The sequence below is a fragment of the Geminocystis sp. M7585_C2015_104 genome (genome assembly GCA_015295805.1).
Lineage (GTDB): Bacteria > Cyanobacteriota > Cyanobacteriia > Cyanobacteriales > Cyanobacteriaceae > DVEF01.
This window is the reverse complement of the sequence record DVEF01000105.1, coordinates 1-20,569: the sequence shown is the minus strand read 5'-3', so window position 1 is coordinate 20,569 and position 20,569 is coordinate 1. Positions and strand designations below refer to the sequence as shown.

At 42.3% G+C, this 20,569-nt stretch carries 18 protein-coding genes and 1 pseudogene; 3 read left to right on the top strand and 16 right to left on the bottom strand.

The genetic code is table 11. The features are described from left to right. From IGQ44_12635 to IGQ44_12585, 11 genes and pseudogenes are all read right to left on the bottom strand, one after another. Window positions 1–894 carry a glycosyltransferase family 2 protein gene (locus IGQ44_12635; protein HIK38822.1) on the bottom strand — a complete coding sequence of 298 codons (894 nt, stop codon included), beginning with the start codon at window positions 892–894 and terminating at the stop codon, window positions 1–3. A 169-nt stretch (window positions 895–1,063) separates the two neighbouring features. Beyond that, window positions 1,064–2,239, bottom strand: a complete 1,176-nt coding sequence (locus tag IGQ44_12630; GenBank protein HIK38821.1) for a glycosyltransferase family 4 protein — start codon at window positions 2,237–2,239, stop codon at window positions 1,064–1,066. A gap of 81 nt (window positions 2,240–2,320) precedes the next feature. Next, window positions 2,321–3,190, bottom strand: coding sequence for a sulfotransferase domain-containing protein (locus IGQ44_12625; protein HIK38820.1), 870 nt, complete (start codon window positions 3,188–3,190; stop codon window positions 2,321–2,323). A gap of 48 nt (window positions 3,191–3,238) precedes the next feature. Further along, on the bottom strand, window positions 3,239–4,675 hold the full coding sequence (locus IGQ44_12620; GenBank protein ID HIK38819.1) for a flippase: 1,437 nt from the start codon (window positions 4,673–4,675) through the stop codon (window positions 3,239–3,241). Between the two features lie 473 nt (window positions 4,676–5,148). After that, window positions 5,149–5,910, bottom strand: coding sequence for a glycosyltransferase (locus IGQ44_12615; protein HIK38818.1), 762 nt, complete (start codon window positions 5,908–5,910; stop codon window positions 5,149–5,151). Continuing rightward, window positions 5,907–7,067, bottom strand: a complete 1,161-nt coding sequence (locus tag IGQ44_12610; GenBank protein HIK38817.1) for a glycosyltransferase — start codon at window positions 7,065–7,067, stop codon at window positions 5,907–5,909. The genes IGQ44_12615 and IGQ44_12610 overlap by 4 nt, the downstream gene beginning before the upstream one ends. 3 nt (window positions 7,068–7,070) lie before the next feature. Next, window positions 7,071–8,150 (bottom strand): hypothetical protein, encoded by a 1,080-nt coding sequence (locus tag IGQ44_12605; protein HIK38816.1) that lies wholly within the window; start codon window positions 8,148–8,150, stop codon window positions 7,071–7,073. 183 nt (window positions 8,151–8,333) lie between these two features. Then, window positions 8,334–9,173 (bottom strand): glycosyltransferase, encoded by an 840-nt coding sequence (locus IGQ44_12600; protein ID HIK38815.1) that lies wholly within the window; start codon window positions 9,171–9,173, stop codon window positions 8,334–8,336. Window positions 9,174–9,588: 415 nt separating this feature from the next. Further along, window positions 9,589–9,930, bottom strand: a complete 342-nt coding sequence (locus tag IGQ44_12595; protein ID HIK38814.1) for a transposase — start codon at window positions 9,928–9,930, stop codon at window positions 9,589–9,591. Window positions 9,931–10,686: 756 nt separating this feature from the next. Next, a pseudogene (locus tag IGQ44_12590) lies at window positions 10,687–10,791 on the bottom strand (IS1 family transposase). Window positions 10,792–11,452: 661 nt separating this feature from the next. Then, the gene (locus IGQ44_12585; GenBank protein ID HIK38813.1) at window positions 11,453–11,632 is read right to left on the bottom strand and encodes an oligosaccharide flippase family protein; all 180 of its coding nucleotides are present in this window, start codon (window positions 11,630–11,632) and stop codon (window positions 11,453–11,455) included. 1,262 nt (window positions 11,633–12,894) lie between these two features. Here IGQ44_12585 and IGQ44_12580 point away from each other — a divergent pair. Continuing rightward, on the top strand, window positions 12,895–13,071 hold the full coding sequence (locus tag IGQ44_12580; GenBank protein ID HIK38812.1) for a ssl1498 family light-harvesting-like protein: 177 nt from the start codon (window positions 12,895–12,897) through the stop codon (window positions 13,069–13,071). 49 nt (window positions 13,072–13,120) lie between these two features. Here the strand turns inward: IGQ44_12580 and IGQ44_12575 are convergent, their stop codons facing one another. Continuing rightward, window positions 13,121–15,184 (bottom strand): AAA family ATPase, encoded by a 2,064-nt coding sequence (locus tag IGQ44_12575; protein HIK38811.1) that lies wholly within the window; start codon window positions 15,182–15,184, stop codon window positions 13,121–13,123. 40 nt (window positions 15,185–15,224) lie between these two features. Continuing rightward, window positions 15,225–15,404, bottom strand: a complete 180-nt coding sequence (locus IGQ44_12570) for a hypothetical protein (GenBank protein ID HIK38810.1) — start codon at window positions 15,402–15,404, stop codon at window positions 15,225–15,227. A 294-nt stretch (window positions 15,405–15,698) separates the two neighbouring features. Between IGQ44_12570 and IGQ44_12565 the strand changes: the two genes are divergently transcribed. Then, complete coding sequence (locus IGQ44_12565) at window positions 15,699–16,610, top strand: cation transporter (GenBank protein HIK38809.1); 912 nt, start codon at window positions 15,699–15,701, stop codon at window positions 16,608–16,610. Between the two features lie 3 nt (window positions 16,611–16,613). On the opposite strand, the gene IGQ44_12560 is transcribed toward IGQ44_12565, so the two are convergent. Together IGQ44_12560 and IGQ44_12555 are read right to left on the bottom strand one after the other, a co-directional pair. Continuing rightward, on the bottom strand, window positions 16,614–17,777 hold the full coding sequence (locus IGQ44_12560; GenBank protein ID HIK38808.1) for a ferrochelatase: 1,164 nt from the start codon (window positions 17,775–17,777) through the stop codon (window positions 16,614–16,616). Between the two features lie 203 nt (window positions 17,778–17,980). Then, a complete protein-coding gene (locus IGQ44_12555; GenBank protein HIK38807.1) occupies window positions 17,981–18,598 on the bottom strand; it encodes a hypothetical protein in 618 nt (205 codons plus the stop codon). Window positions 18,599–18,892: 294 nt separating this feature from the next. Between IGQ44_12555 and IGQ44_12550 the strand changes: the two genes are divergently transcribed. Beyond that, complete coding sequence (locus IGQ44_12550) at window positions 18,893–19,921, top strand: chlorophyll a/b binding light-harvesting protein (GenBank protein ID HIK38806.1); 1,029 nt, start codon at window positions 18,893–18,895, stop codon at window positions 19,919–19,921. 86 nt (window positions 19,922–20,007) lie between these two features. Here the strand turns inward: IGQ44_12550 and IGQ44_12545 are convergent, their stop codons facing one another. Further along, complete coding sequence (locus tag IGQ44_12545) at window positions 20,008–20,307, bottom strand: four helix bundle protein (protein HIK38805.1); 300 nt, start codon at window positions 20,305–20,307, stop codon at window positions 20,008–20,010. Window positions 20,308–20,569: the final 262 nt, after the last annotated feature.

Genomic DNA, 20,569 nt, shown 5'->3' with positions numbered 1-20,569 from the left:
TCATTTCCCAGTTAAAAAAGAGATAATGCCCCTCACACTGCCTATAGCCATCTCAATCCTTCCAGTTGCTGCCATTTTGAGAATCTGACCCGTCATTGCCCAACAAAATAACGTAATGTTTTGAAATGTCTTTTCCCCGTGTTTATTGAATATCCAAAGCCTGTTGTACGCTTGTTTGTATCCTGTGACATAACTTTTTTCCCTACTCACAGGGGAATGGTAATGATATGCCCTAGCATGGGGATTTACAAGGAATTTGTATTTTTGTCCCTTATACTTATTCCACACCCTCCATGCAAACTCTATGTCCTCGAGAGCATTCCTGCCACCGTGAAATTCCTCAAAAGGGAATTGTATGAGCAACTCTTTCCTAAAACAGGAAATGGCGCCCGTCAGCCACATCACCTGGGTAATGGTGTCGATTCCATGAGCCCCCGTTTGAAATCCCCAGGGCATTATAACACCAGGCTTTCCACAGTGCAAAAAAAACAATCTTTTATAAAACATGGCTAGTGGGCTTTCCCTTTTACTGTTAATCTCAATCCCCCCAACCGCCCCTATTTCTCGATTCACATCCTCCTCGAACACCTTGTATATATTCTGTATGTAATCGGGCTCCAAGACTACATCATCGTCCAGAAAAAGGATTAGCTCACTACGGGCAATTTCTTTGGCAAGATTCCTGGAGGCAGATAGACTTGGTTTATCCTTCTTAAAATACTTAAATCCGGTCTTTAGCTCTATTACCTCTCTTAGGGGGGCAACGTCCAATTGACCATCATCAATTATTACTATTTCCCTGGGGAGTGTTGTCTGTGCGAGCACGGAGTCAATACATTTTTTCAATTCTTCTGGCCTGTCTTTGGTTGGGATACAAACAGAAATGGGCACCATTGCCAAAATACCTCCCTTTTGAGAGCCCTTACGGTCAACTGGACAAGTTTATATCATATTCGGCACCTCAAGAGGGGTGAAAGGTGGCCACCAGAAGTATAAATTAAATTTGTCCATTGTGCCGACACACCTGGTTTTCCTGATTAAGGATTTGTGACTGTTATAACAGTTATTTCCATTTAGCCTTTTCTCCTAATTGTTCTAGGAGTTTTTCAAACTCACGAACACATTTCTCAAGGTTGAAATGCTGATGTACTCTTTGTTTCCCCTTATTCCCCATTGTTTTTGCCATAGTTGGCGAAGTCCTTATTTTCTGCATGGCATTGTATAGGGAGTCGACATCGCGGGGTGTTACCAGTATTCCTGTTTCCCCATCAATAACCACTTCTGCACACCCACCAACATTGGAGGCTATAACTGGTTTTCCAGCCGCCATAGCTTCTAACAGGACTAGGGGAAGGCCTTCAGAAGTGCTTGGCAATACCAAACAGTCAATGCCATTCAAAATAGCTGGGACATCTCTTCTAAACCCGAGAAACAATACATTCTCTTCTATTCTCAACTCTTTTACCAGCTTTTTTATTTCACTCTCATATGTTATTTCATTCTCATTCAGAGCTTTGCCCACAATTAAGAAATGGGTATCGGGGAAGTCTTCTACTAGTCTTTTCGCGGCTTCAATAAAGTACCTGTGTCCTTTCCGTGGGTGCATAGACGAGACCATTGCAAACACGAAGGCACTGTCTGGAATTCCATCACTTTTTCTCCAATTCTCATGACAAGTTTCCAATTTCTCGGCGTCTAGGCCATCGTAAATTACTATGATTTTTTTCCCATATTTTTTTTTTATACTTTTGCCAAAAATACTTGTAACTCCCCTTGACACTGCAACAACCCTAGTGGACAGTAAAAGTCCAATGAGATCCAACAGTCCTGCTCTCTGATCTATTCTTAGGTACCATATTAGTGGTATGCCCAGCAGTCTTGATATCCATCCTATGGTTAAAACTGAACGGAGTTGATTGGCACATATCACACGGGGACGATGAGTCTTTATCAACTGGAATAGTCTTACACTGTATTGGACTAAATATATTACAGATAACAATATCCTCCATGGAGATTTAATAAGTTTTTTGTTAAACATATTCAACTGCCGGGGGTATGGTACCACTTCTACAGCCATGTGGTGTTTGACCGCTTCCTCCTGTAGTGGCCCTTCCCCGGGGACTACTATAACAGGTTCAAATTTTGCCTTGTTGAGTCTTCGAACCAGAGATAGCAGTGACTGCTGGGCACCATGGAAAGAAAAATAATATGATTCAAAGAAAAGGACTTTCAACAAAAAACACCCCCCCGGTGACACTGGCCGGTTTGATATGAACTACCCACCCCCGGTTTATAGTATAAAATAATTTCTAGTCCGCTATGTCCTCAACCAGTCACTCAGGTCTCTGTTCAACAGTCTTTCCATTAATCTAATGTCCTCCCTAAAATACTGGACCAGTTCGGCTCGGAGTTGGTTGTCCATGGGGGGCCTCTGGCGGTATCTTGTATTCAGTTTTACAATGCCTAAACTTTTATAGATGCCGATACGTTTCTTAAAAGTAGCACCCCATCTTAAAATTGGTGCAATGAACTGTAAACGATGCTCTTTGGCAGTGTTTTTGGCGGGGAATTCGGTTCTACCATCGTCTTCTAGCCCAAGGAAGTTTAATACCTTTAAGTACTCTGACCTGGCATCTTTCCTAATGTCGTCAAGGAAAACAAAATGAACCTGCTTTCTCTCGACAAAAGACAGAAGTCGCTCTATGTGGTGCCCCAGACTACATGCCCAGCCATACTGAAAATGTTTAGGCTCAAAACAGCCCCTTGGTATATTCCTGCCCCTTGCCCTCTCCTTTTGAAGCTGCCAGGCTTTTCCAAAGTCCTTTTCATTCTCTATACCGTAATACAGCATGTGATCGTGTAGCGAATAGGCCATTTCTACAGGGTTTCTTACCATGACAATGAATTTGGGACAGTCGGCATACTCCAAAATTTTGGGTACTGCCACCTCCGATGCCAAATACCATACAGAAGCCTCGCCCACCGCCAAGTGGGACGAGTTTGCTCTTCTGAACAGAGCTTCATATTCCTCCCCCTGGAATCGCACTCTAGCATTCTGGTCTGTATTAAAACAGTTTGGTTCCTTTACTGGGGACATGTAAACATTGGGGTGTCCGGCCAGCCATGAGGCCAAAGAGCCCGTGCCGCACTTGGGAGCCCCTATTATAAAAAAATTTGGTTTTCTCACTTACTCACCTCTGGCATTCTAGTTAGCCAACACTCATGGTACAGCACATTATTGCCTTTCGCCCCAAGGCTTGTCAAAGGGGCTATGTATGAACAGTATGTTGTAATTTGTCCTAATTACGAGTACCATTGAGAGGTTCCAGAATATCACACTAAAAGATGACGCCATGGCAGCACCTACAATCCCACAAGGGGGTATCAGTAGGTAGGACATGCCTAGGTTAATAACACATGAAAAGAATACGATTGTAGTAGAAAGCCTCTCATTCCCCGTCATGTTGAGGAACAATGTAACTGCCCCCGACATGGCGTTTACAAACTGTCCCACCACGAGAATTACGAGGGGAACATAGGAGGACAAAAACTCTCTGCCATAGGTGGATTCTAACAAGAGCCTGCCGAATAAGAGTAGTCCCAAAAGTACTGGTGCACTACTCCAGAATGTGAGTTTAGTGGACTTTCTCACCACTTCCTGCAACTGGTCTATTCTCCCCGTGTGGTAGAGTTCTGAGAATTTTGGGGCAACCATAGAGTTTATTGCCATAAGTGTAAAGTTTGTGAGTGAGGCCAGCTTTGCAGCCACTGCATAGTAAGCAATCTCCCTTTCGGAACTCAAAACTCCCAGAAGCAGTACTCCTGCCTGATTGTTTATATGGTTCATGGAATTTGTTATAAACATGGGAAGGGACACTGAGAGAAGACTTGTCATTGAGGGAACTGAGCCCGAAAGTGAATCTGAAGAGTTCACGGGGGTATTAGGTATTTTTTGGTTATTTAGTTTTCCGAATTCCCTTTCTGAGACTACAATGCCTGTCATTGAGGCTACAAAGTACCCCAGGAGAAGGGAGTATATTGGATTATATTCGTTGTAGAACACAGTTAGGGCGAGGAGGAGGGTCAGGTTGACAACAATTGGTAGGGGTTGTAGAAAAAAAAAGACTCTAATGAGCCTAAGTCCTCTTGTGACGAAAAGTGTATACTCGTAGAGAGCCCTGAAGGGGATAAAAAGTCCTGCCAGGAGAAGGAAAGTCTGATATTGGGGCTTTGTGAAGAGCTTTTCTGCAACAAAGTCCGGATTGCCTATTACAAGAGGAATGAGTATTACTGACAGGGCAATTACAAGATATAGGAGTTTTCTATAGACCTTAAACGCCACATGGGGGCAGTTGTTACCTATGTATTCGGGGATAAATCTTAAGATAGCTATATGATTGCCCAAAAGGGGCAGTGTCACTATGAGGTTCAAAAAGGAGTTTACAAGTTCTGTTACCCCCAGCACTTCGGCACCATATTGTCTTATAATTAGTAGCTGAAGCAGCAGAGCAAGTATTGCCCCTGTGCCACGGCCAAGGAGAGTATAAATGCTCCCCTTCAGTACCTCTCCGAAGTGCTCATCATTGAGATTAGATTTGATTCGGTGGATTAGGTTCATAGCAGTGGCTGCAGTCCCCGTCTTGTTTACTTGAATTAATGATTTATGTTGCATATGTTTCCATATTGCTTTTTGAATGTGCCCCCCGCCCCCCTCGATGCCCCTCTCAAATTATGCCAAACCTCGTTACTTCTAGTGCTCCTGGTCTTGATTTGGAAAAATGGTAGGGAACTGTTGAGCAGATAGACTTTGTGACTGCCACCGGCAAAGTGTTAAAAGGGGATACTAGGGACTGTTGTGTGAGTTTAAGGCAGTGATGAGGCTCGTTTGTATTACCTAAACCAGTCCTTCCACCATTGGGAGGGGTTAGGTTAAACAAGCTTACCTGTTTCCCTTTTAGTGGAAAAGGAACAAAAGGACCACCCTTGTGATTAGAGTTGGTTGTCGGACTCGAGAGCCCGGGGGCACTTTTGTTGTGGAACATGTGACCTATACTGGTTTACAAAGACTCCCAAAACACCCACTCCTCAATCCCCGCATTTGGGAAGCTTCAGAACCTTTGGTAGGGGGGCAGTGCCCCGCAACGGTCAAATTGGCACCTTCGCCGTGGCCAATTGCATCACTTTACTCAGTGGTTTTCTTATAACCATTAGGGGTGATACATTCATTTTGTTTATCTTCCAGGCCTTGTAGCACTCAATGTTGGCCCTAATGATGTTTTTAATGCTCTTGTTGCTCTCTCCCCCAATCCTCATCTTCACCATAACTCTTGGTAAATATACTGAATTTAATTTGTGGCGCTCCAGAAATCTAAGCATCAACTCATAATCGGCTGCTATTTTGAGGTCAAGATTGAAATACCCATATTCTTCATAATACCTACGTCGGGCAAAAAATGTGGGGTGTGGTGGATGCCATCCCTTTTTGAAAAGTCCCTCTGTAAAACTACTAGACTTCCAATACCTTATTACCTTGGAAGTATCCTTTGTATCCACATATACCAGATCTCCGTAAAGACAATCTATATTTTTGCCCATAAATTCCTTGGCCACGGTTTCTAAAATGTCATCACTAGCATACAAATCATCGCCGTTTAAAATCCCTATAACATCCCCCGTGGCCAGTTTTATTCCCTTGTTCATGGCATCGTAAATGCCTTTGTCCGGTTCGGATATGAACTTACTTATTTTGTCCTGATACTGCCTTATTATCTCAGTGGTTCCATCATCACTGGCACCGTCCACTACAATATACTCTGTGTCTTGATGTGTTTGAGACAAGACAGATTCTATGGCGTCTTTGATGGTGTCTTTTCTATTGCGAACCACCGTAATCACAGATATCTTCAAATCCTTTCCTCCAAAATTTTTTTATAAGCCTCTATTTGTTGTTCTATGATATAGTCGTCATGGTAGAGTTTTGCGGTCTTCATGGCATTTTGACTTAAAGTATCATATTCGGGATATTCGAGGGACATCCTAATGGTTTCCTCAAAAGTGGAAGGAGTACAGAGAAAGCCATTAACACCATTTTTGATGAAGTCTTTTCGCGTGCCTATATCGAAACCTATAACTGGGGTGCCAACACTCATAGCTTCTATTATGGTGAGTCCGAAAGTCTCATACCATAAAGACGGTTGGATCAGGTATTTCGACTTGGCCATGTTCTCTAAAGTTTCTTCCCTAGTACATACTCCTTTAAAAATGACATTGTCGCATCCCATAAACTTGTTTTTCAGTTCCCTCTCCAGTTTTCCACCACCTATGACAGTTAAAACGAATCGTCTGTCAAGTCTACTCCAAACTTTCAAAAGTTCATAAATACCCTTTGACTCTTCAAGTCTGCCTACATAAATATAGCCCTGCTTCTCTTTTTGTTTTTGGAGCTCGAGTGGTATCCTTAAACTGTTTGGTTTCGCTATAATCCTGTTTTCACTGATTCCAAGGGATTTTACTTTTTCTTTTTGGAAGTCTGTGAGAACAAAGAAATAGTCGACACTATCAAAGACTCCAGTGACCTTATAGAACCAAAATGCCAATTGAGCCGCAATACTTTGAAGCAGCGAATTACGATAGCACCTGTTGAGAATGCCCGCTAGGGAAAACTTATTCTTAGTGCACACCTCACATGTGCCATAACCGTCCCTGTAAAGGATTCCTGATATGCACCACAGACGATAGTTGTGTAGGGTGTGAATCACCTTTGCACCCCCTTCTTTTGCTGCTTTAAAAACACTGGGGGTGAGCATTGGAAAGAAATTATGGACATGAACTATGTTTATCCTGTTTTCTTCTACCATCCTCCTTATGTTCTTATAGTGTTCCCATGAAAACCATATCTCAAAGAGCAATTTAAATTGGTTTACATCGTCATTTGAAACCTCATATGACAGGACATTTTTTTCCCCCAATTTTTTTCGCAGGGATTCTAATTCGTTTTTATAAACTATGTCCTCCCCACCAATGTTTTTGGATTGGTATTTGTTGTGCACTATTAGTATTTTCATTGCTCAACTCTTGGAGTTTTTTAGATAGTAAGCCACAAGTATGGAAAACAATAAATTCATGGGAAAGGCCTCCACAATGTTCGTAGTAGCAGAAAACAAACCAAAAATAGCCACAAATACCAGTTTTTCTTTATCCTTGTTCAACCAGGCAATGGTTGCAAATATCAGAACTATGACCAGAGTTATTATAAGACCTAATAGACCCAGATTGGCAATTATCGAGGCATAGGTTGAATCAGTGATTACAGCCCCCAGATCTAAACCAAGTTGATTTGCCAAAAGTACTCCTGTATTTGTCCCGTACCCAAAATTTTGACTGATAAGACTAGCCTGTTTAATTAGTTCAACAAATATTTCAATTCTTGTGGCAAAAGAGCCTTCAAGCACCTTATCTCGTCCCGTAATATCTTGGACTGTATGTCCAGCCAAAAATAACAGAATGACAACTACAATGGGGAGTAATTTAAAAAACTTTTTACTTACAAGATATATTGTCATAATCACGGGGTAAACAACGACACCACTGCCTGATGCTGTGAGAAATATACTTAATGGGGAAAGCCAAAAAATAAACCTTCTCAAAACCCTATTTGGCTGGTAAAACATTGTAAAAAAGAGCACACATATGGTAAAAAAAGCTGCAGTGCTAGGGATAAAAAATATTCCGGGGTTTCTTAGGGACAAACCAAGTGCATTTCGGCCAAACCAGCCTTGGGCAAAGAACAATTGTATTATCTGAAATAAAAAATGCAGAAGGAATAACCCAAATAGCATGTTGGCGATTTTAACCAGAAAATCCTTGGTGATGTAGGGAATCAAGAAGGTTATCAATAAGACTGGGAAAGTCCACCTCAGACCCGCCAAGAAAATCAGAAAGTTATTACTGTAGGCAAGTGCCGTGAAAACCACTAGCAGAAAATATAGCAAGCCCATTAAACCGTACCTGTTGACCCGGTTTCTCCTCAAAATTCCCACAAAGCCACCAAGACCCAACAGTATGAAAACAATGTCCTTTATGATTTTTATATATGTCGGCGTGAGGGCTGTAGAGTTATCGACTAAACCGCCAAAAATCAGAGCCAAAGACTCGTAAATGCTAAATACTGGGGTAAGGAAAATTACAACCAGTATAAGTTTTTGTATAGTGGCACTTATTCGAAAAGGCTTGTCGTGGCACATGGTATTAAGGGAGCGGTTTTTGTCCGTTGAAAAAAAAAGTCGAAAACAAGTAAAATTCCATGGGCCTACAAAGAAGACCCATCAATCTTAGACCCTAAAAAGGCTTTTCATTTTTCTCATGGTGGTTTTGAGCCACAGCTTTAATAATTCGGTGATGATGCGCACAGTATAATATAGATTGGTGTTCCCATTTTTGCCAACAACACTCCACCACTCAAGAAGAGTTTTTATCCTCCTGACGTCAGAAAGTCCACCAGCCGGGTAATTAGCTATTACCAGGTCTATATATTTGAAGTTCATGTTCTTCTTGTAAAGGGTATAAAAGAATTCAAAATCGGCCGCAATGTCCCTGGAGGTGTTGAAACCATAGACCTTGTAGGCTTTTTTGCGGACAAACGCACTCTGGTGACAAAATTGAGAGCCTTTCCAAATATGTTTGATTTCCCCCGCTTTTACTATTCTCCTCCGACCGGGGTATACAACCTGATGGTTCCCGTAAATTACATCTACGTCCTTCCAATGATTGGTAAAGACTTTCTCCAACACCTTCTCTTGGAAAAAACTATCCCCCCCATTCATGAAATTTATCCATTCCCCACTAGCCACATTTATGCCCTTATTCATTGCATCATAAATTCCCCCATCCTTCTCACTTACCCAGTAGTCAATGTATTCCCCATACCTTCTTATAATATCTAGTGTTCCGTCAGTACTACCACCGTCTATGATTAGATACTCCACATTGGGGTAGGTCTGAGCAATTACACTCTGGATGGTTTCTTCAAGGAATTTCTCCTTATTTAAAACCACGGTGATAACTGTAATTAAGGGAAGCTCTGTAATTTTTTGCCTTGAACTGTCAATCCCCTGGTCTATGGACTCAACATACTCTTCAATTTGCCCCTGTATATTAGTAGGTGCAGGCATTACTGGATGGCCGTCAAAATTACAAATATGCCAGGCCCCGTCAACCAGCTTATAGCTAAACTTGAAAAAACCCTTTGTTCTTAGGCCACCTTCCCCTTTTCTCCCTTCGCCTTCTGGTAAAAAGAGGTGAGTGTCAAACTGCTCTCCGGGTTTGGCCGGAATTTTTGAGTTTTCTATGCCTAGAGCTGGGATATTGATTTCCCCTTTAGGTTTATCTCTAAATAAACTGAAGACTAATTTGTTCTTTTCGCTCATTTTGCCACAAAACTCCCGCTTTGTCCAAGAATCACACCATTAATATTTAAAACCCCCTAACCTCCTACTAACCCTACCCACGCACCACCATCTTACAAACCTCCCACCTACCCCGCCACCATACCCACACCCCTATTTCACGTACTCACCAAACCACCTCTTAAATACTGAAAAGAAACCCTCTACCAGCCATCTCCTGCCATATCCCTCCCTCTCCTTCCACCCCCTTCCTCACCTTTATCACTGCTTCTACACCCCTCTGACCTAAATACTTGAATGTCTCAAGTGTATCATGTCCAGCATCAGCTATCACCTTCTCTACCTTACATCCCATATCCTGTGCTTTGACTACAGCCTTATCAAGAAATGATATGGCAACTTGACTATTGTGGGTTCTCTGACCGGTTATCTTCACATCCATTGCAGCACCGTTTTTTATGTCAAGAGCCACTTGCATCTTTATCCGTTCATTCCTTTCCTGCCGTGTTTCTTCCTGAGCCACTCTCCTCTGTTTGTCGCTTTCACACCGCTTGAGTCAAGAACCATTGACAAAGTCCTCTGGCAAGTATTCTGTGCTGACGGGCAGATTGTCAAAGCTGAAGTTTTCTATTGTTCTGAAGTTGGGTATTTTTATATCTGAGCCCATGAAAGGGCTGTCTGGGGGAGCCTTCAGTTTGTCTGTGGGGTAGTCTGAGGGCGGAGTTAATGAGGATGGCAAGGGTGATTAGGGCTTTGGGGCGGGTTATGGTGTATGGTCTGTCTGGCTTTTTGGCTTACTCTTGTTGGTGTCCACCGAAGATGGAGGAGTCAATAAACATCTTACTTTTTTTGACGAATTTCTGTTTGTGATCTTTTCAGTCTCTTTTCACAAAAAGGTATTATCTCACAATTTGATGTTGGACAAAGCAATACAACTTCCAAAAATCCTCCTCTTTTCTGCCACCTACATGAAAGGGGTTTAACTTGTTGTCAAACACTGCAGTCCATATCCAGATTTTTTTCCCCTTGTTGCCTATGTGTGTCCACACCTCATCTGCGCCTATTCTGTTAAATGTTCTTCCAACAACAATCTTCTCTATTGCCCTGAGTCTGCCCAAAGCCCTAATTTCCTCTCTTGTTATCCATTTTCTGACGGTCTCATCAGGCCCGTTAAAGACCCTGCTATTGCGGACATTTCCCTGTCCTTCGTATATAGCTTTAGGGCTAAGTCAATGGTGTGTTTTGGGTAGTGTCTTCTGACGGAATTTTGAACCAATATTCTTCCGCATTCTCTGCAGAGAAACCTTTGCTTACCCTGTCTCCACCTGCCGTTTTTGACCACTTTTTCTGAATTGCAGTAAGAACACCTACACACCCCTGTCATTACATTAACTCATAAACTGAGTACCCTTATTCGGGACTGTGCAACTTTTTTTTTTGAAATAAAATTGTAGAATGTTGGCCATTCCGCCGCCAAATGATGGCACACAAAAATGTTTTTTGTGAACAGTCCGAGAATAAATGTTGTTGAGATGGTGTAAAGGCTAATGGCTATTATGGCAACAAATATGTGCCAACCCCCCTTTGAATTGGTGGGTGATAACTTTTACAGAGGCCAAATTGATACTAACCCCCAATTCACCCGCAATGAAATATAGGCTAATTACTGCGGCTGCCACAAGGCCTAATCCACTCAAAAGTGGCACCTTCTAATAGTCTGCCTGAGTCTTCACATATACAAATATCGCTATGGTGAATATACCTCTTGCTGATATGTTTAATAATGTAATATACTTTATACTCTCCATTCCCTGGAAAAACCAAACTGGAAAAAAGGCATTACCCACCAACATGCTGGATGTTAAATAATACACCAGCCGGTCTTGCCTAAACCCTTCAAAAAATATAACTAATACTGTTAGCAAAATTAGGCTTAAAATCATTAAACTAAGCCTGATAATCATCACAGCACTGAATATCTACTGGGGCTTTTCTTTATTCCCCCTGTGAATCGCTATTTCCCTAGTGGCATACCAATTAAATCCCTAATCAGTGAGGGGCCGAAAATATCCAATGGTGGCGTTGGCGAATGACAGAAAACCAAATTTTTCTACTCCCAAAACCCTGACAAGGTAGGGAAAAGTTATAAGTGGAAGAATGTAATTGACAGTTTGTAGAGCAGCTAGGTAAATAAAGTTCTCAAATAGCCTTTTATATTCCTTCACTTAGTCTAAGCTTATGCATATAATCAGCCTACCTCTAACATTTGCCAACTCCCCCTACGCCGGGGGGAAATATGAGGGCAGAGACGTAGTACAGTTTCACACCACAAGCAGTACTGCCCTAGGGGGGCTACCATTTAGATACTGGCCTATAACAGGTAATTTTTCTAAAATTCCAACTTAGATGCTATGTATCTGTATAAAACTAGTCTTTTTTGTCCCATTTGCAGGCCTGAGCTTGACCAGAGAAGACTAAAAAACCCCCGATGGCATACTTGTCAATTTTCTTGAGGTATCGTCTGGATTGGAAGGGTCATGGACCATCTCCTCTTCAGAATTTAGCAGGCTTTTATACCTTAGGACAAGTCCCCTTTGGTTTCCCACCAGTTCCCATGTTCACGCCAATTGGCTCATGGGGATAACTCAAACACTATTTTCCTTATGATACTATGTCCCAAATTTCTTTTACTATTGTTTATGGGGTCTAGTATTTTCCGGGAAGCCACCTCCCATAAGACTTTATAATCAACTCCAAGACGATTGTGAATCAAAATTCCTCTGGAATATCAGTACATAAGTTTTTTGTGTCTTCTGATGTTTCTTTCTTAGCATCATTCCCCCCCCACACTACGAACAAAGGCTCATTTTTCATCCTCGTCTATTTTTTGCGGACTTCACTAATTATTCACATTCTTTTTATTCACATTCTTTAGTGATTTCTCCAAATAATCCCTATCCTCTATATAGTTGCTCCTATATAAATGCTATCTTATATAAAATTCTCTGCCCCGCAGCTCTTTTTATTTAAAATCTTAGGGGGTTTTAATTTTAAGTAGATAAACCCAAGTGAACCAGTCGGTTTTTCTTTTCAAATCCCCCTCGCCTTAGTCTCCTTCCCCAATCCCTTTCAACAGGGCATGGAAAAGTTATGGACTATTGTCCCCTAAAACCAGGCACGTTTCTCCCTGTCACACCGTAAGCCGAGGGAATTGTAATTTTCCTCCTTTACGCCGCCACTCGGTCTATTACAAATAATGATTCATCTATAACAAGCCAATTTGTCTTGTTAACAACCCCCTACAAAATGAGAAAATTAGCTATCAGTTTTCCCCTCAATAGGTTCTTGGATCCAGTATTACTCATTTTATACAAATAGTAATCTGTATTATTTTGTGAGTTAAAGATATACCGATTAATAGTGCTTTTTCCCCTTATACACCAGTGTTATAATAACCAGTTAGTAATTATTTGGAGTTATAGCGGAAATGCCTTATACTACAGAGGATGGAGGGAGACTGAATAATTTTGCTAATGAACCCAAAATATACCAGGCCCAGCCCCTCACCGCTAAGGAAAAACGCAATTATATTGTCCTCACTGTCTTTGGCATACTACTAGTGGCAGGGTTGATGGCCATTGCCTTTTATGCCTCTAATAGCTAAAATCCTGTGTAGGGTTTTATATGGTAGAAGGGTAGGACACCCCCTACCCCTACATGTTATTCCCTATTTCGATGATTTCCGTATATTCGTACTGGTTTTCGCTTTTAACTACTAGAGGATATGGACATCCATTGAGGGTAATGGTGTCTTCCTGACAGTCGGGTTTGGGGGTTTTGTATACTAGCAGGTATTGCCTACCTAGATGGGGGGTTATTTCTGTTTCTACTTCGTTTCGCCACTGGCTTTTTGTCACCAACATAATCAGCTGGTTGGCAAGCCGGGGAATAGCCGCGGCCACCTGGCGACGATATACCTCATCTAAACTCCCAAAGGGGGAATCCATTACTATGGGAAACTCACTGGCGTCTGTGGTAATAATACTGTTTCGTTTTGACCATTCCCTCACCATGTCAATCACCGCACCAATGAAGGAGAGGCTTAAAATTTGATTTTCCCCAGTGGAGGCGGCTACAGGTAGGGTTACCCCTGTGGTATTTTCTACTAAATTTAACTCATAATTCTCGTTCAGAAGTGGTTGGTAGGGAGTGAAGGATATGGAGGCAAAAATGGACTGTAGTCTCTTCTCTAAAGCCTCTCTAAAATGAGTTTCTAGGCGTTTTTTTACCTCCGCAATGCATAGGATTGCTTTTCGGGTTGCCTCAATTCTCCTCTTGGTCAGGTTTTGTTTTTCTGCCTTTATTTCCTGTTTTGCTATTTGTTTCTCCAAACGGCTTAACTCGTTTTCTAGGTTTTCTAATTGCAGATTTATTTCTCCTTGATTCAAAATTACCTCGCGAATGTATGTCTCTAATTTGTCTAATTGTGCCTGTTTTTCCTTAATATCCTGCTGTGGATGTTGTCTCAGTTTTTCGTTGATTTCATCCAACTCTAGTTCCACTTGGTTTAGACGATAACGCAAGTTGCCAATTGTTTTTTGATAGTTGTGGACTGACTGCCAGAAATCTTCTAATCTTTGTTTCTGATTCTCTACTTGGTTTTCTAGTTTTATTATCTCCTCCCTTTGAAATGTTCTCTCCGTTTCTAGCCATCTTTTTACCTCTCGGTATGGGGGGGTATTTTCCTCTAATTCTCTTCCACAAATGCACCGGTTTTTCTCCAACAACTCTCTTATAAACTCTGGTTCTATTGCAGGGAATTTTCCTTCTCCTTTGAGGAGGGAAACCTTTTCCTGAAATTCCGCTATTATCCCCTGTAAGAAAACAAGATATGCTCTAGAACTAATTTCTCTTTTTATGGCTTCCTGACTCTCTTTTAGTTTCTTTTTTAATTCTCTCTCTTCTTGTAGCAGCCTCTGTTTTAACCTCTGGAGATTTTCTATGGCACTAATCTGCAACATCTCCTGGGAAATTTTCTCCCTTTCTCTTGTCAGGAGAGTTAGTCTTTCTTCTAATAGTCCTAATTGTTGTCTTAGTTTCTGTTGCAATTCCTGTTTAACCTCCTTTTCCTTTAGCAGGTTTTTAACCTGTAAATCTCCCAAGGATTTTAACTCCTGTTCCAGGATTTTCTCCGCGTTTTTCAGATGGGTAATTGCCCTTTCCAGAATCTTGACGCCTATTAACTCTTTTGTGTCTTCAGCTATTTTACCCCTGTCAGAATCTCTAAATAAGTGTTCAATCTGTTCCCCGTCAAAGAAGAAATACCCGTGAAGACTCTTGGGTAAAATCTGTTCGATAATATCCTCAGGAGACTGTAAAGGTGGCTGCCATTTTCCTTCTTCATCCGCCACCATCATGAGTGTCTGGGGAGAAGTGGTTTCCACACCCCCTGAGGAATTTCGCTTGGCAAAGAATCTCTTTTTTAACTGATAGGTTTTGTATTCGTGTTCAAAAATTATCTCCACCCAACACTCCACTGCCGCCCCAATTTCCGCTTCCTCAACCGCCCTTTTATTGACCAGCCAATCGGGCTGTGTAAAAGAAGGAGTGTGTCTCCCATACATCGCCCAAATAAAGGCGTTGAGAATAGTAGTTTTCCCCGCACCATTGCTTCCATAAATCACTGTGGTGTTTTTCTTACCTTCACTAAATCTTATTATGGGCGTTTTTCCATAAAACTGACGAAAGTTTGCTAGCTGTAGGCTAATAATTTTCATATCACATATTGTTTAGGAATAGGGGAGGTGGAAGGCAAGATTACTGAATATTTTGTTTGATTATTTTAACCACATCCTCGTTGATGTAGCGGAGATTTTTTTGGCTTATCCTCATTTTCTCTAACTGCAAGACTTGTTGGACAATATTACGGATGTGGGGGGGGGCTTCCCAAATGGGCGTAGTGATGTCATCCAGTTTGTCAGGAGTGTTTTCATTCATAAATGTCTATGACTTTCAGGTGATATTTTTTTTCAATTATAGCCCGGATATACCCATTTTTCTTTACTACACAATCCTGGTGGGGCTCTTTTGAGAATAAGGAAAAGGGAAAAGGGTTAAATAACACTATAAAAAATTCAACGCTAAATATTATCAAATGGCGTTTTATGAGATTAAAAATGATTATAGATACCATCAAATAGGGATAATTAATTGTTAACATAAAGGCCATTTTTTGCAGAATTTATGACATTATATAAGAAAGTGTTGATTGGGTAGGAGGGGAAATGAGAAATGATAAGGGATAACCGTCATCACACTAGAAAAGTTCTGATTATAACTCTGTGGCTTAATATATTGGTTTTGATTATAAAAGCAACAGTGGGGATACTTACGGGCTCACTAAGTTTGCAAGCAGACGCGTTACATAGTGTGACGGACAGTGCCAATAACATTCTGGGGTTGGTGACAAACCAAATGTCGTCGCCAAAACCAGACAAGGAACACCCCTATGGACATCAAAAATTCGAGGCGGTGGGGGCATTGGGTATTGCCGCCTTCCTGGGTATTGCCTGTTTTGAAATCGTCAGTAGTGCCCTTGAAAGGTTATTCTTCGGCACAGGTAAGGTAACTATAAGCGGGGAACAATTATGGGTGTTACTTATAGTGCTGGGGGTAAATATATTTGTAGCTTATTATGAGGGGCACGTGGGAAGAAAAATAGGCAGTGAGATTCTGATTGCTGACGCCTATCACACAATGAGTGACGTATGGATTACAATAATGGTGCTGTTGGGACTGATAGGGGTGTGGCAGTCGGATAGTCTTAACATGCCATGGTTGAAATACCTGGATGTTTTGTTGGCTTTCCCAGTGGCTGTATTGGTGATTAAAAGTGCCTGGGAGGTTTTACGTCGTAATCTCCCCTGGTTGGTGGACGAGGCGGCCATTGCCCCTGAGTTGATTCACGAGATTGTGATGACAGTGCCAGGAGTGGTAAACTGTCATGACATCACCTCCAGAGGATTGTTAGGCAGACAGGTGTTTATTGAAATGCATCTAATTGTAGACAAAGAAGACGTAAAAACCGCCCATGACATCACAGAAGAGGTGGAAAGAAGACTAGAAGAGAGATTCGCACCGGTGAGGATTGTCATTCACATTGAACCCCCGGGATATGAGTCGGCACAAATCAGTGTCTCTTGAACACTACAACAAGCCCACAAGGTGTAAGGGACCATGTCCACTAATTAGTTCCAACAGTAGTGCTAAAAAGCCTAGCATAGCTAAACGCCCATTCCACACCTCTGCCATGGAGGTCAAACCCCATTCCCATTTTTCGGGGGGGTACAGCCTCATATTTTTCTTGGGGCGGGTAAGGTGGTGGAAATGCAGAGGTGGCTTGGATAGGGCGGTTAGGGTTAAGTCGCTCAAAGCCTCAATGAACAGGGGATGAGTGTTAAGGGCGGGAACTCGTTTGAAGTTGGTTATGCCTACTTCTTCAGCCAACTCTCTGTATTCTAAATCAATCTCCTGTAGGGTTTCAATATGTTCCGATACAAAACTGATAGGCACCACCAGTAAGTCCTTGACCTTCTGTCTGCCTAATTCCGCCAGGGCGTCTTCTGTATAGGGTTTCAACCATTCTACTGGCCCCACCCTACTCTGATAGGCGAGGGTGTAGGGATTGCCAGTGTTAAGGGTTTTCATGATCAACTGAGTACATTCTTCGATTTCTACTTGATAGGGATCTCCCGCTTCGGTAACATAGGTTTTTGGGACACCATGGGCGCTAAAGAAGATATGTACCCTTTCTGGATGTTCAAACTGTTCCAACTCCTGTTTGATTAAATCCGCCATGGCAGACAGATAGCCGGGATGGTCATACCAGGAGGGGATAATGGTGTATTGTATCTTCTGTAGTTGGGGATCTTGTTTCCACAACTGTTCCAAGAGACGAAAACTAGAGCCACTGGTACTTATGGAGAACTGAGGGTACAATGGTAGAATTACCAACCTCTCAATGCCATCCTCTTTAATCCTGGCAATGGCTTCTTCTGTAAAGGGGTGCCAGTAACGCATCCCTACATACACATTTATATCTGCCCCCATGGCCGCCAATTTAGCTTGTAAAGCCTCTGCCTGGGCATTGGTGATTCGCAACAGGGGTGAGCCCCCCCCAATACGTAGATAGTTGGCTTCCGATTTTTTGCAGCGTAGGGTGGCTATTAACCAAGCCAGGGGTTTTTGTAGCCAGGGGAAGGGCAGACGAATTATCTCTGGGTCAGAAAATAGATTGTACAAGAAAGGACGTACATCCTCTAGTTTTTCTGGCCCACCTAGGTTTAACAATAATACTCCTGTACGACCCATGGTATCTATAAAAATTATCCTTAAATTTTCTTTACTTAGTGTAACAATATCTGTTAACCTGTTGGCTTCCTCTTTGGGGTTTTCTTGACTGAGTTGTACAATGGGATTGCTCCTTACATTGACCCTCAGACCTAATCTTCAGTATAAGGGTTTGTTGCGATAAATTATCAACACTTTGTTACAAAATGTTAAATCTCTGATTTTTAGTGGAGGGGTTTAAGGGTGAATAGACTGAGAATATTCTCCTGTTCTCGGTACTCGGAAAAACGAACTGTTATTAATTCCCTCTCCCCCAGAATGGCCTGATAGTGGAATACTTGGTAGAGACTGGAAAGATGGGGATAGCTAGGAGAAATTTTTTGCCAGTAGGTTTCTCCCAGAAAGTTAAGGGGGGTGGTTACTTTCAAATTCACCTCCTCCATCAACCCTCTATAGGCGGCAGAAAGGGGATTTTCGCGACCGCGTATTTTTTCTGTAATCACATTCAACTCTCTTTGGCGAACGATGCCGCTGTTGAGGAAAATTTGTTTGTCTTCCACCAGTTGAAAACGACGCTCCCCCAGGGTAAATATAACCTCTACGGCACTAACTCGCAATAGTCTGGTTAATTTTCCCTCTACCCTCTTCAAATAAGATTCTCCTATACTGATTTCCCGCCATAAGTCTTCTATTGTCTTATTTCCCTGTTGATGACTCCACTGACTTGTCTCAATTCCCTCCTCCCACAACAACTGCCTCAATTCTGCCAAACTGCCCACCTTGCAATCCACAGGCCTCTGTTGTATAGGACTGTTATTTACTCTCTTCCCACCACTGGACATAGTTTCTTGTTTTTTCTCTCCCTTTTATGATTATAAGCCTTGTCCGCCCTTAATGCCTCGCCTCTATTAATGCATATTTATTTCATTATTTTGGCAACCTTATTGCAATTTTATACAGGAAAATACTGAACCTATCAGGTTATTACTCCTATGAAACCTGCACATAGGCCCCATTTTCTAATCAAGTTTAACAAAAATTTACATAAATTAGTTGAAAATAAATAGCAAATGTTATAAATTATCATTAGGCTTGTTGAGAAAAATTCTAAGTTTGCGGAGGAAAGCCAAAAGGCAATGCAAACATACGGAAAAACAGAGGTAAAATACGATTGGTGGGCAGGAAACGCCCGCTTCGCTGATAAGAGTGGTTTGTTTATTGCCGCCCACGTGGGACAGGCAGCACTGACTACCTTCTGGGCGGGGAGTTTTACCCTTTTTGAAATCTCCCGGTTTGATACTAGCCGTCCTATGTGGGAACAGGGTTTAATCCTTCTACCCCACCTGGCCACTCTGGGTTGGGGCGTTGGTGAGGGGGGTCAGATTGTGGACACCTATCCCTATTTTGTGGTTGGCTCGTTGCATCTGATTTCCTCTGCCTTTTTGGGTGCAGGGGCTATCTTCCACGCCCTCAAGGGCCCAGAAAGCCTAAAAGACGCCCAGGGAAGGGCAAAGACCTTCGATTTCTCCTGGGATGACCCCGCCAAGTTGGGGGTGATTCTCGGTCATCATCTTCTGTTTTTAGGGATGGGAGCCCTTCTATTGGCCTTCAAGGCCATGTATTGGGGGGGACTGTATGATGCTACTACGAAGACAGTGCGGATAGTAGAACATCCTACCCTCAACCTGGCTACCCTATATGGTTACCAAACTCACTTTGCCAGTATTAACAACCTAGAAGATTTGGTGGGAGGCCACATTTATATTGGCATTCTCTTGTTAGCCGGCGGTGTTTGGCATATACTAGTACCACCCTTGGGATGGGCCAGAAGGGTGCTTATCTTCTCAGGGGAGGCCATTTTGTCCTACTCCCTGGGGGGCATTGCCCTAGCCGGCTTCGTGGCGGCCTACTTCTGTGCTGTTAACACCCTTGCCTATCCAGTGGAGTTTTACGGGCCTGCCTTGGAGGTAAAATTGGGCATTGCACCCTACTTTGCAGACACTATCGAACTTCCTTTTGGCCAACACACCACCCGTTGCTGGTTAGCCAATGCTCATTTCTTCCTGGCCTTCTTCTTCCTCCAAGGACATCTTTGGCATTCTCTGAGGGCATTGGGATTTGACTTCCGTCGGGTAGAAAAGGCTCTGGATTCCCTTCAGGTATAACTACAAAAAACTGAGGGAAAGACCCACCCGCGGCGGCTTTAAATCTTCCCCTCTCTTGTACCAATACTTAACTACTACTACTACTACTACCACATAGTACCAAATGTTGGCGATTTTGGGAATTGTGCCATAGCTTTGTCCTTGTCTCCCCCTTGTGGGGATGTTTTTTGTTTGTAGGGGTGTAGGGGATAAGGGATAGGGTATAGGGGATTAATTTTTTTTCTCAAAGAGTTTATTAGGGAGTTTAGCATTCTAATTATTGCGGTAATTTCTTTATTCATTGCTTTAAACTGGCTGTCAGTCAAATAGCCCAAGTCTTTGGAGAGGGGCAGGTAATAGTTCAATTCATGGGCACCCCCTCTTGAATGACGTAAATTATGGAACATAACCTCTCAGAATCCTCATAAGCACACCTGAATGCCTTCTCTATCTCACTGGCTCATCTGATAAAACTTACTGACATCTCCTTCTTTCTGTATTTAACTTCCACGCCTTCCTTTTTACCTTCTGACTGTTGTGAGATTTGAAATTGTCTAATATTATCCTTTCCTTGTTCACCGCTGTTATCCTCCTGTTAACATACCGCATTAGCATTTTGCCGGCAAGTCTGTATTCTTGCTTACTTTGAGCAATTAAGGGCTTATGGTG

What these genes read in the sequence shown, in the direction of transcription:
- IGQ44_12575 (HIK38811.1), bottom strand. Translation starts at nt 15,184, where the DNA reads ATGAAAATTATTAGCCTACAGCTAGCAAACTTTCGTCAGTTTTATGGA.
- IGQ44_12635 (HIK38822.1), bottom strand. Translation starts at nt 894, where the DNA reads ATGGTGCCCATTTCTGTTTGTATCCCAACCAAAGACAGGCCAGAAGAA.
- IGQ44_12620 (HIK38819.1), bottom strand. Translation starts at nt 4,675, where the DNA reads ATGCAACATAAATCATTAATTCAAGTAAACAAGACGGGGACTGCAGCC.
- IGQ44_12550 (HIK38806.1), top strand. Translation starts at nt 18,893, where the DNA reads ATGCAAACATACGGAAAAACAGAGGTAAAATACGATTGGTGGGCAGGA.
- IGQ44_12555 (HIK38807.1), bottom strand. Translation starts at nt 18,598, where the DNA reads ATGTCCAGTGGTGGGAAGAGAGTAAATAACAGTCCTATACAACAGAGG.
- IGQ44_12560 (HIK38808.1), bottom strand. Translation starts at nt 17,777, where the DNA reads ATGGGTCGTACAGGAGTATTATTGTTAAACCTAGGTGGGCCAGAAAAA.
- IGQ44_12565 (HIK38809.1), top strand. Translation starts at nt 15,699, where the DNA reads ATGATAAGGGATAACCGTCATCACACTAGAAAAGTTCTGATTATAACT.
- IGQ44_12580 (HIK38812.1), top strand. Translation starts at nt 12,895, where the DNA reads ATGCCTTATACTACAGAGGATGGAGGGAGACTGAATAATTTTGCTAAT.
- IGQ44_12600 (HIK38815.1), bottom strand. Translation starts at nt 9,173, where the DNA reads ATGCCTGCACCTACTAATATACAGGGGCAAATTGAAGAGTATGTTGAG.
- IGQ44_12545 (HIK38805.1), bottom strand. Translation starts at nt 20,307, where the DNA reads ATGTTCCATAATTTACGTCATTCAAGAGGGGGTGCCCATGAATTGAAC.
- IGQ44_12570 (HIK38810.1), bottom strand. Translation starts at nt 15,404, where the DNA reads ATGAATGAAAACACTCCTGACAAACTGGATGACATCACTACGCCCATT.
- IGQ44_12610 (HIK38817.1), bottom strand. Translation starts at nt 7,067, where the DNA reads ATGAAAATACTAATAGTGCACAACAAATACCAATCCAAAAACATTGGT.